Here is a 14264-nt window from a genome sequence, read left to right on the forward strand (position 1 = left end):
CGCATGTTAATTATTTGTTAATTAATATTTTGAATTGTTTCACTGTGATTGTTGCATTTTATTTGTAAAAAAGATAGTTTTGCAAAAAACTAAATAATCAATGAAACAAATTTTCACATTTTTATCAACCCTGATCTTTGCATTAGGGTTCTCACAGGACGGGTTTTTAGATACAACTTACGGAAATTCAGGATTTTATGTCCATAATAGCGGAGCTTACGGAAAATCTATTGAGATTGATGCCAATCAAAAAATGGTGATTGGTACTTATAGTACGAATAGTTCCTTTAAATTTTATAGATTCAGTTCATCAAATCAATTAGACACTACTTTTGGAATATCAGGTTCGACATCAATATCTTTAGGTGGAGAAAATGCTGTACTAAATGATATGAAAATACAGCCGGATGGAAAAATCGTAGCGGTAGGATATTGGGAAGATGCAGGAAGCGCTAACAGAAAAGATTTTATTGTTATCAGATTAAATGCAGACGGAACATTGGATACTACATTTAACAGTACCGGAAAACTTACTGTTGCTTTTGGTAGCAATGAAGATATTGCAAATGCTGTAGCAATACAAACTGATGGTAAAATTCTGGTAGCCGGGCATTCTTTCACAGGATCTTACAGAGATGTTGCGATTGCAAGAATAAATACAGACGGAACATTGGATAACACATTTGGAACCAACGGAAAGATTACAACAGATATTGCAGGAAATCATGATGCGGCAACTTGTATTGCTATAAATAACGACGGTAAATTTGCAGTTGGCAGCTATACTTACGGAGCGGGATCATCAAATATTTTTGCTGATTTTGGTATTGCGAAATACAATTCAAATGGTTCTTTAGATACATCATTCAGTTCAGATGGAAAGCATGTTGTGGTAATTGCTCCGTCATTTAATGACAAACCTGTTGCAATAGCATTTCAAAGCAATGGAAAAATCTTAATGGGTGGATCCGCATTACTTTCCACTAGCAGCAGAGATGACTTTGCCGTAGTAAGATTGAATGCTAACGGTACATTAGATACTTCTTTTAATTCAGCGGGTATTTTTACAACTGCCATAGGATCATCTGATGATACGGCTTATGCTATGAAATTGCTTTCAGACGGGAAAATTTTATTGGCAGGAACTATTACTTCAGGATCTTATAGTGATATAGGTTTAATAAGAGTTACAAGCAACGGTTATTTAGATACAACCTTCGGAACCAACGGAAAAACTCAACAGGGATACGGTAATTTATCTGTTATTCAGGATATGGATATTATGAGTGACGGAAAAATAATGGTTTGTGGATCTGCGGGGACAACTAATATTTTCCTGGCAAGATTCAATGGGTCGACGCCTTTATCTTTGGGGACTAATGATTTGACAGCAGACATAAAAGAGCTTTCTGTATATCCGAATCCTGTAAAAGATGTATTGTATTCTGATCAAAAACTGGAAAACTTTGAGTTGTATTCTGTAAGCGGAAGTTTGATAAGATCCGGGAAAAATGAAAATAGTATCAGCGTTCATGATCTTCCTAAAGGAATGTATATGCTGAAAATTAAAAATAAAGACAAAAGCATAACAAAGAAAATAATTAAAAATTAATAATAAAAAAGCATCCTGAAAAGGGTGCTTTTTCTTATTATTGGAAATAAAACCTACATTATGAGAGCTGAAAAAGTTATCCCAATTTTAAGAATTTTTGATTATCAAAAAACCATAGAATTTTATATCGACTGGCTTGGATTTGAAATCATTTGGGAACATCATTTTGAAGACAATACTCCCGTTTATATGGAGGTTAAAAAAGGCAATATTATTCTTCATTTAAGCGAGCATCACGGCGATGGAACTCCCGGAAGTCGCGTTTTCATTTGGGGTGAAGGTATTCCGGATTATCACAAAGAACTGATTGGCAAAAAATACAAATACAACCGCCCTGGATTGGAAAAAACCTTTTACGAAGCCATTTCTTTCACCGTCGATGATCCTTTCGGAAATAAAATTATTTTTAATGAAAAGTTTGATGAAGAAAAGCATAAAAATTTATTTTAAACACAAATCACACTAACTTTAGCATTAATTTTTACAAATAATTAGTGTTTATTCGTGGAAAATATTTGTGAAATTTGTGTTTAAATTAATGATTCAACTCATTAATATTTTATCATATTAAAACTAACTTTACACAATAAATGAAACGCTCCGGAACAGCAGATTTACCCCTTCACTATGGCAAAGTACCGCCATGGCTGTACGAGCGTATGTCGATTCTCGGACTTTCAATTATTGAAGTTATCTTGGCAGATTACGGAAAAGATGAAGTTCTTCGTCGACTTTCTGATCCATTTTGGTTTCAAAGTTTTGGTGCTGTGATGGGAATGGATTGGCATTCTTCAGGTATCACAACTTCCGTGATGGGCGCTTTAAAACGATCTATCAATCCTAATTCACAATCGCTAGGACTTTATATTTGTGGCGGAAAAGGAAAGTTTTCCAGAGAAACACCCTCAGAATTACTTCAAATTGCTGATAAAACAGGCTTGAACGGAACAGAGTTGGTCAGAGCAAGCAAACTTTCCGCAAAGGTTGATAATACGGCAATTCAGGATGGTTATCAATTGTATTTACACAATTTTATCGTATCAGACAACGGAAATTGGAGCGTTGTTCAGCAGGGAATGCATGAATCCGACGGAACCGCAAGACGTTACCATTGGCATTCGGAAAACATAAAATCCTTTATTGAAGAACCCCACACGGGAATTAATGGAATTTCGAGAGGAACAATTTTAAACCTGACAGATTCAGAAGCATCAGAAAACCGAAAAGGAATTTTAGATATTTCTCACACCGATTCCGCAGAAATTATGAGTGATTTTTCACGATTAATTCTTCCCAATCATCACGATGTTCAGGCTTCTGATGTAGATTTAAGACGTCTCGGAGCGCTTTTATATGTAACCCGAGAACAGCAACCGCAGAATTTCGAAGATTTATTATTGTTAGAAGGCGTCGGACCACGAACAATGCAGTCTTTGGCTTTGGTGAGCGAGGTTATTCACGGTGCGCCTTCAAGATTCAAAGATCCGGCAAGATTTTCCTTTGCTCATGGTGGAAAAGACGGTCATCCGTTTCCTGTTCCAACGAATGTTTATGATGAAAGTATCCAAATTCTTAAGTCAGGAATTGAAAAATCTAAGCTTGGCAATTCGGACAAATTAAAAACATTAAATAAGCTTCATCAAATTGTTGAAGCTACTGAAAAAGATTTTATTCCAAGTTTTGATATTCAAGAAGTTATTGAAGAGGAAAGACAAAATTCTTGGCGTTTTGGTGGGAAAACGGTTTTCGGAGATGCTCAGAAACCTTCCAGTCCAAAATCGATTCAGCTTTCTTTATTCTAATATTTTTTTCGACTTAGGAAGCGGAGACGTTAAGAAAATTATAATTTAAACCGTTAAAAAATTCCCACTGTTTGAGCGCGAGATAAATTCGGAATCGAAGAACAAATACTAAATTCGCGCGAGTTTTGGGGATTTTAGGATTAAATTTTAATTTTTAGTCGAAGTTTCCAGTCTTGAACTTTTGGTTCTTTTGCTTCAAGGTAAAAGAACAGATAAATTATTATTTAAAAGTTTCTTCATCAATTCCAATAAAAATTCTATTTTTAAAACCTAAAAAACATTGACTTGATGACAAACAAAGCCTTAGAAATCTGCTATGATTTCCCATTTTTCTTATCCGAGGAGCTTGAAGAAATATTTCTGGCTCATGAAAAAGTAGTTTTCCAGAAAGGAGATATTATTCTTGAAGAAGGAAAAACCGCCAACGAATATTATATTTTGGAGAAAGGTTTGGCTCGTTCGTTTGTCAATGATTTTAATGGAAATGATGTAACGACGCATTTTTTTGCAGAGAATGAGATCATTATTGAAGTTTCTTCACTCTTTCAAAGAATTCCGACACAGGAAAATATTGTCTGCATCACAGATTGTGAATGTTGGAAATTCGATTTTAATACTTTTCAGGAATTATTCCATAAAATTCCCAACCTCAGAGAATGGGGAAGAGCCTGGATGTCACAGCAGCTTTTCATTTACAAACAACGTTCTGTAGAAATGTTTACACTTTCTGCAACAAAACGCTACCTTAATCTTCTAGAGCAGAAACCTCAGGTTGTACAATTTGCACCTTTGAAGCAAATCGCGTCCTATCTGGGAGTTACAGATACTTCTTTAAGTAGAATTCGCAAGGAAATCGTTTCACATCCAAAGAAAATTTAAATCTTGTCTTATGGCAAGTTGATATTCGCAATGATTTGATAATTTTGGTTAAAAGTTTAATACTAAAAATTACAAAATGAAAATCAATCAAATTTACGTCAATCTTCCGGTTAAGGATATTCAAAAAACGAAAGAATTCTGGACAAAAATTGGATTTGCCATCAATGAACAATTTTCAGATGAAAAAGCTGTTTGTGTTGTGATGAGTGACAATATTTATGTGATGTTTTTGACGGAAGAGTATTTCCAGACTTTTTCCGAGAGACCTGTTCCAAAAGGTGACACTACTCAGGTTTTGGTGGCTATCGGTTTAAATAGCCGTGAAGAAGTTGATCAGGTAGTAAACGCTGCTGTCGAAAACGGAGCTTATCAACATGAAGAGCCACAAGATTACGGATGGATGTATCAAAATTCTTTTTGGGATATCAATGGACACGGCTGGAATGTAACGTTTGCAGATCTTTCTCAAATGCCGTCGGAGTAATTTTATAATTCAAATATTTCTCGCAGATCCGAGAGAGGAAAACTAAACTCAAGCCACAAATATTTTTACAAATAAACACAATCATCCGTGCAAATCTGTGAAATCCGTGGGAGAAAAAAAATCAAACACAATGGACACACCAAAATCAAAAAAATTAGACATCATCATCCCCGCATTTCGAGGCCACAGCCAAAGTTTTCTGATGGTTCTTGACGGAATTTCAGAGGAAGATGCCCTAAAAAGAATCGAAGGCAGAACCAACCACATCATCTGGATGGTTGGGAACTTTCTAGATATGCGTTACGCTTTGGGATCTGTACTTGGACTTCAAGAAGAATTTGAATTCAAAGACCTTTTCTTTCAGGGAAAAGCGTTGGATGAAAACCGAAATTATCCATCTTTACAACAATTGAAAGACGCTTTTCATAAAATTTCTCCACTTGTTTATCAAAAATTATTGGAAGCGACAGATGAAGAATTAGACAAAGCATTTCCGATGGGAATGAACATCGATTTTTTCCCTGAAACCGTTCTGAATTTCGTTGGAATGTGCATCGGTCGTGAAGATTATCTTTCCGGACAAATCGGATTAATGCGAAGAATCCTTGGTTATGAAGGAATGAAATATGATTTTGATAAAGATTTAAAATATTAACAATGAATCCTGTTGAAAAAGGTCACAAGCAAGTCAATGGAATCAAGATGTATTACGAAATCTACGGTTCCGGAAAACCTTTGGTGCTGATTCATGGTGGAGGTGGTTCGATTTTATTTGATTATAAAGAAATCATCACAAGATTAGCAAACAAGTTTCAATTAATTGGAATTGATCTTCAAAACCACGGAATGTCCGAACATCGCGATATTCCCGAAACTTTCGAACAGGATGCTCATGATGTTGCCGCTCTTTTGAAAGAATTAAATATAGAAAAAGCCTCATTTTGGGGTTTCAGCAATGGAGGAAATACCGTCATGCAAATCGCTCATCTTTATCCTGAACTTGTTGATAAATTGATCGTTGCTTCTGCATTTTACAAGAAAAGTGGAATGATGGACGGTTTTTTTGAAGGAATGATGGATGCAACTTTAGAATCGATGCCCGAACCTTTGAAAATTAATTTTCTAAACTTAAATCCGGACTTTTCAGCGCTCGAAAATATGTTTGCCAAAGACAGCAAAAGAATGCAGACTTTCGAAGACTGGAGCGAAGATATTTTGAAAGGTATAAAATCTCCGACTTTATTTATTTCCGGCGATAAAGATGTAATGAAACCAGAACATATCGTTGAAATGTGGCGTTTGGTGAAAGGTTCACAACTAATGATTCTTCCCGCAACCCATGGTTCTTATATGATGGCTGATTTTGGAGGAAATGTTGATGAAAAGCTGATTAATTTTACAGTTAATGAAATTGATAAGTTTTTGAAAAATTAATTTCTCTATCACATCTAAGATTCTTTCACATACTAAAACATTCAATCTTCGCTGAGTGAAACGCCCTTGCGAACGAAAAATATTCTCAATCATTAAAAAAACTTTGCGCTCTTTGCGTTAAAATAAAACACTAACAACACAAATTCTTTTCACAAATATTCACAAATATTCATTAGTGTTATTAGTGAAAAATATTAGTGATGATTTGTGTTTAAATAAAAACAAAAAACAACTTTAAAAAATAAAATATCATGGCTAAATTAAATCCGTACTTAAATTTTGATGGAAAAGCAGAAGAAGCTTTCACTTTTTACAAATCTGTTTTCGGTGGAGAATTTGTAGGTGAAATTCACAAAATGGGAAATGCTCCCGGAACTGAAAATTTATCAGACGAAGAAAAAAACAGAGTAATGCACATCGCACTTCCGGTTGGAGGAGATTTGTTGATGGCATCGGACATTGTTCCAAGTTTTGGACAAAAACTGAATGTTGGAAACAATAATTATGTTTCAATTTTCCCTGAATCTAAAGATGAAGCTGACAGACTTTTCAAGGGACTTTCAGAAGGTGGAAATGTAGAAATGCCAATTGAAGATCAGTTTTGGGGAGACTATTTTGGCAGCTTTCAGGATAAATTTGGTGTTCATTGGATGGTGAACTATAACGCAGAATACACAAAATAATCTTATATTTAAACTAAATTACAAAAGGGCTGCTAAACTTTAGCCGCCCTTTCAATACATCATTAAAAAATACAATTTATGGAACCTATTAAGATTGATATTGCGATTTTAGAACCTGTTCAGAAGGTTTGGGATTATTATAACGGTCCGAAACATATCACAAAATGGAATTTTGCTCACGAATCTTGGCAATGTCCAAGTGCTGAAAATGATTTAAGAGTTGGTGGAAAATTCAAAAGCAGAATGGAAGCAAAAGACGGAAGTTTTGGATTTGATTTTGAAGGAATTTATGATGAAGTAATTCCAAACGAGAGAATAAAATACCATTTGGAAGATGGACGAAATGTAGACATCGTTTTTGATAAAATTGATGAAAATACAACGAAAGTTAAGATAAACTTCGAGCCTGAGATACAAAACTCTGTGGAAATGCAAAGAGATGGCTGGTATGCTATCCTGAACAATTTTCATAAATACGTTGAAAACAATTAAATAACTTTTTGAGCATCATGATAAACTTGATAATAATGGCGAAATGTTTAAGCTCTATTTGTATGGTTAATCATGTTGTGGAAGGAGATTTTTTACGAGGTATTATTGCAATGCCCGCAAGAAGAGCTTTGGAAAAAGAGAAAATAAATTCTTTAGAAAAACTATCAGATTATTCTGAAAAAGAAATTATGCAACTACATGGTTTCGGAAAAAATGCGATGGGAAAACTGAAGACTTATATGAAAGAAAATCATGTTTCTTTTAAAAATTGAATATCCTAAACATCAATAATACTAATTTTTATTACAAATAATTCAACATATTGAATTGTGAAAATTTGTGTAAATGATTTATGCTATTCGTGTTTCCTTAAAATCAACCCTAAAATTTAAAACTATATGAACAACGATATTTTCCCATGCCTTTGGTATGACGGAGACGCAAAAGAATCAGCAGAATTTTACTGCAATATATTTGGAGGAAAAATTACAGCAGACACTCCTGTTGTGATGAATATTGATATTTTTGGTCAAAAAATAATGCTTTTGAATGGAGGACCTCAGTTTAAGAAAAATGCTTCGGTTTCGTTTATGGTGATCTGTGAAACGGAAGATGAGGTTCAGAAGTATTGGGATCAGTTAATGGATGGTGGAATGGCTTTGATGGCTTTAGATTCCTATTCATGGAGTAAAAAATATGGTTGGCTTAAAGATAAATATGATGTTACCTGGCAGATATTTTTAGGTGAAAAACAAACTGAACAGAAAATTATTCCGACTTTAATGTTTATCCATGAAAATAATGGAAAAGCAATAGAAGCAATAGAATTATATACTAACACTTTCCCAAATTCTAAAATTGGAAATATTCTAAGATATGGAGATGGAAGCGAAGGTCACCCGAGTCCTGAGCCAGCGAAAAATATTCAGCATGCTCATTTTGAAATTGATGGTTATAGTTTCTTCTGTATGGATAATTCTTACGATCATCAATTCGATTTCAATGAAGGAATTTCAATGGTTGTAATGACCGATGATCAGGAACAAACAGATAAATACTGGAATACGTTGACGTCTGATGGAGGTAGAGAAAGTATGTGCGGTTGGCTTAAAGATAAGTATGGTTTTAGCTGGCAAATTGTTCCGAAAAAGTTGATCCAATTGATGAGTGATCCAGATCAGGCTAAAGCTCAGAAAGTAGTTCAGGTTATGATGAGAATGCAGAAAATTATTATTAAAGATTTGGAAGAAGCTTATAATTCTTAAAGATATTTTGATTTATTATTTAACGTGAAACATAAAATTTAAAATCATGAATAATAATATTTCCCCATGTTTTCTCTACGAGAAAGATGCTAAAAAAGCCGCCGATTTTTACTGTAAAGTATTTGATGCAAAAATTGTTTTAGAAACAGAATTTGTTATTGATCTTGATGTTTTCGGACAAAAATTAATGCTTCTAAACGGCCCTAAAGTTGAAAAAAACGCATCAGTTTCTTTTCTGGTTAATTGTGACTCTGAAGATGAGGTTCAGAAGTATTGGGATCAGTTATTGGATGGAGGAACGGTTATGATGCCTTTAAATTCTTATCTATGGAGCAAAAAATATGGATGGATTAGCGATCAATATGGGGTTTCCTGGCAAATCATGTTACGTGAAAAAGCTGTTGAGCAAAAAATAACTCCAACGCTGATGTTCGTTAATAAAAATAACGGAAAAGCATTGGAGGGCATGGAATTTTATACCACAATTTTTCCAAACTCTAAGATTGAAGATGTTTTAAAATATAAGGATGGAGATGCAGCAAATGAAAATTCTGAAAATGTTCAGCATGCTCATTTTGTCATTAATGACTATACTTTAGCCTGCATGGATTCTTCATATGACAACAAGTTTGATTTCAATGAAGGATATTCTTTGGTTGTGATGACCGATGATCAGGAAGAAACAGATTATTTTTGGAATCATCTTACAGCAGATGGAGGTGAAGAAAGCGTGTGCGGATGGTTGAAAGATAAATACGGTTTTAGTTGGCAGATTACTCCGAAAAGACTGATTCAACTAATCAATGATCCAGATAAAGAAAAAGCTCAGAAAGCCATGCAGGCGATGATGAACATGAAGAAAATAATTTTAAAGGATATAGAAGAAGCTTATAATTCTTAAACTTATTTCGGCTTGTTGTTTGATTATATTTAAATAAATCATTTACATTTTTAAAAGAAGAAAAATGGAAAAATTATCATTTGAAATTGAAATAAATGCATCACCCGAAAAAGTATGGGACGTACTTTGGGGCGAAATCACCTACAGACAATGGACGACCGCTTTTACCGAAGGCTCATTTTATCAGGGAACTTTAGAAGAGGGAAGTATTGTGAAATTTTTTGATCCGAATAATAACGGAATGTACAGTCAGGTTGAAAAAAATATTCCTCATCAAGAAATGAAATTCTTACATCTTGGAGAAATTTACGATGGAATTGAAGTCCCAAAGGATTGGGGAGAAGCAACAGAAGCTTATATCTTAGAGGAAAATGAAGATGGTACAAAATTGAAAAGTGAAATTCAGACACCTGCAGAGTTTAAAGGATTTTTTGAAGATAAATTTCCAAAAGCTTTGGGGATTGTGAAAAATCTTTCGGAGAATCAACTTTAGTTTTAAACACAAATTTCACTAATGATTTTCACAAATAGCACAAATAATTGAATGCTATGATTTGTGTTATTCGTGCTTAAAAATTTGTGTTACTAGTGTTTAGTCAAAATCAAACCACAAAAATTAAAAATATGGAAACATTATCATACGAAACAATAATCAATGCCCCGAAACAAAAAGTTTGGGACGTTCTTTGGAATCCGGAAACTTATGGTCAATGGACGCAGTTTTTCAATCCTAGTTCCCAATCTCAAATGAAATCCGATTGGAAAGTAGGAGGAAAGACCTATTTTTTGGACATGAATAATGAAGGAATGGTTTCTACAATCGACAGTTTAGAGGAACCTAATCAAATTGTTTTCAAACATTTAGGAATGGTTGACAAAGACGGAGTAGAAGATACCGAAAGCATGGAAGTCAAGCAATGGAGTGGCTGTTTTGAAAAATATATTCTCATTGATTTTGACAGAAAAACAAAACTTCACACAGAAGTTCAGATCGAGAAAAACTGGGAAGAACATATGAATATCGGTTTTATAAAAGGTTTGGAAATTGTGAAAAATCTTGCTGAAGATAATTAATTATGAATTAAATAGTTTTCTCTCACAGATTACACAGATTTGCACAGATGTTTGCGTTACATTTATATAATTAAAAAAAATATGCATAATCATCTGTGCAAATCTGTGTAATCTGTGGGAAATAAAACAAAAAAACATGAAACTATTAACAATCCTTTTCGCGACGTTCATTCTAGCTTTGATAGGAACAAAACTCTATCAGGGAGATTGGAATTTCTTATTTTCAGGAAATCTGGGAATGGCGGTTTTCATTATTTTCACGGGATTTGCTCATTTTAAATTTCAAAAAGGAATGGCGATGATGATCCCAGATTTTGTTCCTGCAAAAATGTTTTTGGTATATTTCACCGGAATTATTGAAATCGCGGCCGGAATTGGATTAATGATTCCTTCAATTCGAGAAATAACTGCAATTTTATTAATAATTTTCTTGGTTTTAGTTTTCTTGGCGAATATTAACTCATCACAGAAAAAAGTGAACCTTTTCAAAGGAGATTATTCAGGTCCCGGAATGAGTTATCTTTATAAAGAAAGACTTCCGATGCAAATTATTTTAATCGCTTGGACTTGGTATTTCGGGATTTATTTACATTAAAATTTAAAAATCATTATAAATGGACGGATTGTATTTTACTTTCCGTTTTTTTATTTATTTTCACAAAATAGAGAATTGTTTGTAACATTTGACCCTATTTAAATGTCTTATAAAGAAGCATCAATTTTTTAATTGAAGTGAATTAATAATTCCAACACCAAATCAAAATATGAGTTATGAATCTGAATTCTAAAATTTTAACCACCGTTCACATTGTAATATCTGCGATTATGATCAATGCACAAAGTACATCGGCAAAGCTGCCGGGCGATCCTACATTAGTCTCTTCCAAGGCTACTTTAGATAAGCTTATCTCTTATGACAAAGGGAATTTTAAATATAAAGTTGAAGATTATTTTGCGAGACCAAAAGCTTCTCAATTTAAACTTTCGCCGGACGGACAATACCTTTCTTATAAGGAAAAAGATAGAGACATGAAAAATCATGTTTATGTAAAAGATTTAAAAACAGGAAAAGTTACCAAAGCTCTTGAAGAAAAAGATGATTTGATTAAAAGTTATGGCTGGCTAAACAAAAAACGTCTGTTTTATACTCAGGATAAAGGCGGAAATGAAAATCTTCATTTATACGCTGCCGATGTAGACGGTAAAAACCTGAAAGACCTTACGCCTTTTGAGGGTGTTAAAATTGGTTCTGTAAACATTATAAAAGATACTGATTTCGCTGTTGTTACGATGAATAAAAACAATAAGCAGATTTTTGAACCATTTAAAATCAATTTCGTTACAGGAGAAATGACTCAATTATTTGAGAATAAAGATCCTAAAAACCCAATTGACGATTATCTTTTTGATAAAGAAGGAAATTTAAGAGGTTATACTGTTCTCGAAAACGGTTTGACAACAAAAACCTATTATAAAGATCTGCAAACAGGCAAATTTAATCTTATTAAATCAACAGATTGGAAAGATACTTTCAATGTTATGAGGTTTAATGACAATTCAAAGAACAAAGATGAGGCGTATGTTGTGACGAATCTGGATAGTGATAAATCGAGAATTGTTCTGTATGATTTAAAGAAAAATGCAGTAATTAAAGAAGTTTATTCTAATCCTACATTTGATGTAAGCTCAGTTAGCGTTGCAGGAAAAAACAGAAATTACGAATTAGATTATATCAGTTATAACGGAATTAAAAATGAAACGATTCCTGTAAGTAATTTTTATAAAGAAGTTGATGCTAAATTAAAATCAGAATTTGGAGACAAACAATTTTATGTAGTTTCGTCCGATGATAATGATTCTAAGCTTTTAGTTGTTGTTGACAGCGATAAATTATACGGTAAATATTACGAATACAATACTAAGACAAACAATGTAAAACTCCTTTTAGATCTGATGCCTCAATTAAAAGAAGAGGATATGGCGGAAATGAGACCAATCGAATTCAAAAGCAGAGATGGGCTGACGATTCACGGATATATTACACTGCCAAAAGCTGCGGTGGATGGCAAAAAAGTTCCTTTAATTGTAAATCCTCACGGTGGTCCGCAAGGAATAAGAGATAGCTGGGGGTTCAATCCTGAGACGCAATTGTTTGCAAGTCGAGGTTATGCGACTTTGCAGGTTAATTTCAGAATTTCAGGAGGTTATGGAAAAGAATTTCAGAATTCCGGATACAAGCAAATTGGTAGAAAAGCAATGGATGACGTAGAAGATGGAGTAAAATATGCGATCGAACAAGGTTGGGTTGATAAAGATAAGGTTGCCATTTACGGAGGAAGCCATGGTGGTTACGCTACTTTGATGGGATTAATTAAAACTCCAGATTTATATTCTTGTGGAGTTGATTACGTTGGCGTTTCAAATATTTTCACATTCTTCGATTCTTTCCCGGAATATTGGAAACCTTACAAAGAAATGGTAAAACAGATTTGGTATGATTTGGATAATCCTGAAGAAGCGAAAATAGCTAAAGAAGTTTCGCCTGTTTTCCAGATTGATAAGATTAAAAAACCATTATTTGTAGTTCAGGGAGCGAATGATCCAAGAGTGAATATTAATGAGTCTGATCAGATTGTAAAAGCATTGAGAAACAAAGGTTTTGAAGTTCCCTACATGGTAAAGTACGATGAAGGTCACGGATTCGGAAAAGAAAAGAACAGAATAGAATTGTATAAATCGATGTTAGGTTTCTTTGCTGAAAACTTTAATAAATAAAACATTCAAATTTTTATAATGAATTAAACGGAGGGTAATTTTACTTTCCGTTTTTTGTTTTAAACACAAATACCACTAATTATTTTCACAAATGACATGATGTAAATTATTTGTGACATTAGTGTAAAGATTTGTGTTATTCGTGTTTATCTAAAACGTAATTATTACAAAATAAAAATAATTAAAATCCCGATCAACAAAAGAAACCCCAAATTTCAGAAAAAATATTTTAAATTTATTAAAGTAAAACAAAAAGATCGATCGTCATAGCAATATGGAGATTGTCGAAAAAATAACAATGCCGCAAAAAGAGAAAGAAAGTATCATCTCACAAACCGTTTCAAAGTACGGAGGAAAGCTGATGTCTTACATTCGTCCCAAAGTGAAAAACACGGAAGATGCGGAAGATATTCTGCAAGAAGTTTGGTATCAGTTCAGTAGCATTACGAATCTTTCTGAAATTGTAAATGTTGGTGGATGGCTTTATAGAGTAACAGCCAATAAAATAACGGACAAATACCGTAAAAAGAAAACCGAAAATCTGGAAGATTTTGTCTACGAGGATGAAGACGGAAGTTTTTCGATAAAAGACATTCTTTTGCTGGATGAAAGTGCGGGACCGGAAGTTAAAATGTTTCAGGATGAAATTTGGAAAAAGCTTTTTGAAGCGTTGGATGAACTTCCCGAAAAACAAAGATTGGTTTATGTTGAAAATGAACTAAACGACAAAACCCTCCAGGAAATAGCTGATGAACAGGGCGAAAACATTAAAACAATTATCAGTCGAAAAAACTATGCTGTGAAGCATCTGAGAAACAGATTGAGAAAATTATACGAAGATTTAAATAGTTAGTAAAAAGAAA

General features: G+C 33.6%; 17 protein-coding genes. All 17 read left to right on the plus strand.

Annotated features, from left to right (window positions below; genetic code table 11):
- The first annotated feature begins 100 nt into the window (after nucleotides 1-100).
- The 17 genes from A0O34_RS17300 (at nucleotide 101) to A0O34_RS17380 (ending at nucleotide 14254) form a co-directional block, all read left to right on the plus strand.
- Nucleotides 101-1612, plus strand: a complete 1512-nt coding sequence (locus tag A0O34_RS17300) for a T9SS type A sorting domain-containing protein (protein ID WP_066757406.1) — start codon at nucleotides 101-103, stop codon at nucleotides 1610-1612.
- A 60-nt stretch (nucleotides 1613-1672) separates the two neighbouring features.
- Entirely contained in the window at nucleotides 1673-2062 is a 390-nt protein-coding gene (locus tag A0O34_RS17305; protein ID WP_066757409.1) for a glyoxalase superfamily protein, read from the plus strand.
- A gap of 140 nt (nucleotides 2063-2202) precedes the next feature.
- On the plus strand, nucleotides 2203-3414 hold the full coding sequence (locus A0O34_RS17310; protein ID WP_066757412.1) for a DUF763 domain-containing protein: 1212 nt from the start codon (nucleotides 2203-2205) through the stop codon (nucleotides 3412-3414).
- Nucleotides 3415-3702: 288 nt separating this feature from the next.
- Entirely contained in the window at nucleotides 3703-4293 is a 591-nt protein-coding gene (locus A0O34_RS17315) for a Crp/Fnr family transcriptional regulator (RefSeq protein ID WP_066757414.1), read from the plus strand.
- 76 nt (nucleotides 4294-4369) lie between these two features.
- The gene (locus A0O34_RS17320) at nucleotides 4370-4777 is read left to right on the plus strand and encodes a VOC family protein (RefSeq protein WP_066757416.1); all 408 of its coding nucleotides are present in this window, start codon (nucleotides 4370-4372) and stop codon (nucleotides 4775-4777) included.
- Nucleotides 4778-4907: 130 nt separating this feature from the next.
- The gene (locus A0O34_RS17325; RefSeq protein WP_066759800.1) at nucleotides 4908-5432 is read left to right on the plus strand and encodes a DinB family protein; all 525 of its coding nucleotides are present in this window, start codon (nucleotides 4908-4910) and stop codon (nucleotides 5430-5432) included.
- Between the two features lie 2 nt (nucleotides 5433-5434).
- Nucleotides 5435-6211 (plus strand): alpha/beta fold hydrolase, encoded by a 777-nt coding sequence (locus tag A0O34_RS17330; protein WP_066757418.1) that lies wholly within the window; start codon nucleotides 5435-5437, stop codon nucleotides 6209-6211.
- A 251-nt stretch (nucleotides 6212-6462) separates the two neighbouring features.
- The gene (locus tag A0O34_RS17335; RefSeq protein WP_066757420.1) at nucleotides 6463-6894 is read left to right on the plus strand and encodes a VOC family protein; all 432 of its coding nucleotides are present in this window, start codon (nucleotides 6463-6465) and stop codon (nucleotides 6892-6894) included.
- A gap of 78 nt (nucleotides 6895-6972) precedes the next feature.
- On the plus strand, nucleotides 6973-7386 hold the full coding sequence (locus A0O34_RS17340; RefSeq protein ID WP_066757422.1) for an SRPBCC family protein: 414 nt from the start codon (nucleotides 6973-6975) through the stop codon (nucleotides 7384-7386).
- Nucleotides 7387-7421: 35 nt separating this feature from the next.
- A complete protein-coding gene (locus A0O34_RS17345; RefSeq protein WP_228394306.1) occupies nucleotides 7422-7658 on the plus strand; it encodes a helix-hairpin-helix domain-containing protein in 237 nt (78 codons plus the stop codon).
- 126 nt (nucleotides 7659-7784) lie between these two features.
- Complete coding sequence (locus A0O34_RS17350) at nucleotides 7785-8651, plus strand: VOC family protein (protein WP_066757425.1); 867 nt, start codon at nucleotides 7785-7787, stop codon at nucleotides 8649-8651.
- Between the two features lie 46 nt (nucleotides 8652-8697).
- A complete protein-coding gene (locus A0O34_RS17355) occupies nucleotides 8698-9552 on the plus strand; it encodes a VOC family protein (protein WP_066757428.1) in 855 nt (284 codons plus the stop codon).
- Nucleotides 9553-9616: 64 nt separating this feature from the next.
- Nucleotides 9617-10045: an SRPBCC family protein gene (locus A0O34_RS17360; RefSeq protein WP_066757431.1), complete on the plus strand. Its 429-nt coding sequence runs from the start codon at nucleotides 9617-9619 to the stop codon at nucleotides 10043-10045.
- A gap of 131 nt (nucleotides 10046-10176) precedes the next feature.
- On the plus strand, nucleotides 10177-10626 hold the full coding sequence (locus tag A0O34_RS17365) for an SRPBCC family protein (protein ID WP_066759807.1): 450 nt from the start codon (nucleotides 10177-10179) through the stop codon (nucleotides 10624-10626).
- 136 nt (nucleotides 10627-10762) lie between these two features.
- Complete coding sequence (locus A0O34_RS17370) at nucleotides 10763-11221, plus strand: DoxX family protein (RefSeq protein ID WP_066757434.1); 459 nt, start codon at nucleotides 10763-10765, stop codon at nucleotides 11219-11221.
- A gap of 176 nt (nucleotides 11222-11397) precedes the next feature.
- A complete protein-coding gene (locus A0O34_RS17375) occupies nucleotides 11398-13401 on the plus strand; it encodes an alpha/beta hydrolase family protein (RefSeq protein ID WP_066757438.1) in 2004 nt (667 codons plus the stop codon).
- A gap of 298 nt (nucleotides 13402-13699) precedes the next feature.
- Nucleotides 13700-14254, plus strand: a complete 555-nt coding sequence (locus A0O34_RS17380; RefSeq protein ID WP_228394307.1) for an RNA polymerase sigma factor — start codon at nucleotides 13700-13702, stop codon at nucleotides 14252-14254.
- Nucleotides 14255-14264: the final 10 nt, after the last annotated feature.

It is taken from the genome of Chryseobacterium glaciei (assembly GCF_001648155.1).
Classification (GTDB): Bacteria; Bacteroidota; Bacteroidia; order Flavobacteriales; family Weeksellaceae; genus Chryseobacterium; species Chryseobacterium glaciei.

What these genes read in the sequence shown, in the direction of transcription:
- A0O34_RS17355 (WP_066757428.1), top strand. Translation starts at nt 8,698, where the DNA reads ATGAATAATAATATTTCCCCATGTTTTCTCTACGAGAAAGATGCTAAA.
- A0O34_RS17335 (WP_066757420.1), top strand. Translation starts at nt 6,463, where the DNA reads ATGGCTAAATTAAATCCGTACTTAAATTTTGATGGAAAAGCAGAAGAA.
- A0O34_RS17330 (WP_066757418.1), top strand. Translation starts at nt 5,435, where the DNA reads ATGAATCCTGTTGAAAAAGGTCACAAGCAAGTCAATGGAATCAAGATG.
- A0O34_RS17345 (WP_228394306.1), top strand. Translation starts at nt 7,422, where the DNA reads ATGGCGAAATGTTTAAGCTCTATTTGTATGGTTAATCATGTTGTGGAA.
- A0O34_RS17370 (WP_066757434.1), top strand. Translation starts at nt 10,763, where the DNA reads ATGAAACTATTAACAATCCTTTTCGCGACGTTCATTCTAGCTTTGATA.
- A0O34_RS17310 (WP_066757412.1), top strand. Translation starts at nt 2,203, where the DNA reads ATGAAACGCTCCGGAACAGCAGATTTACCCCTTCACTATGGCAAAGTA.
- A0O34_RS17340 (WP_066757422.1), top strand. Translation starts at nt 6,973, where the DNA reads ATGGAACCTATTAAGATTGATATTGCGATTTTAGAACCTGTTCAGAAG.
- A0O34_RS17300 (WP_066757406.1), top strand. Translation starts at nt 101, where the DNA reads ATGAAACAAATTTTCACATTTTTATCAACCCTGATCTTTGCATTAGGG.
- A0O34_RS17305 (WP_066757409.1), top strand. Translation starts at nt 1,673, where the DNA reads ATGAGAGCTGAAAAAGTTATCCCAATTTTAAGAATTTTTGATTATCAA.
- A0O34_RS17380 (WP_228394307.1), top strand. Translation starts at nt 13,700, where the DNA reads ATGCCGCAAAAAGAGAAAGAAAGTATCATCTCACAAACCGTTTCAAAG.
- A0O34_RS17350 (WP_066757425.1), top strand. Translation starts at nt 7,785, where the DNA reads ATGAACAACGATATTTTCCCATGCCTTTGGTATGACGGAGACGCAAAA.
- A0O34_RS17365 (WP_066759807.1), top strand. Translation starts at nt 10,177, where the DNA reads ATGGAAACATTATCATACGAAACAATAATCAATGCCCCGAAACAAAAA.
- A0O34_RS17375 (WP_066757438.1), top strand. Translation starts at nt 11,398, where the DNA reads ATGAATCTGAATTCTAAAATTTTAACCACCGTTCACATTGTAATATCT.
- A0O34_RS17325 (WP_066759800.1), top strand. Translation starts at nt 4,908, where the DNA reads ATGGACACACCAAAATCAAAAAAATTAGACATCATCATCCCCGCATTT.
- A0O34_RS17320 (WP_066757416.1), top strand. Translation starts at nt 4,370, where the DNA reads ATGAAAATCAATCAAATTTACGTCAATCTTCCGGTTAAGGATATTCAA.
- A0O34_RS17315 (WP_066757414.1), top strand. Translation starts at nt 3,703, where the DNA reads ATGACAAACAAAGCCTTAGAAATCTGCTATGATTTCCCATTTTTCTTA.
- A0O34_RS17360 (WP_066757431.1), top strand. Translation starts at nt 9,617, where the DNA reads ATGGAAAAATTATCATTTGAAATTGAAATAAATGCATCACCCGAAAAA.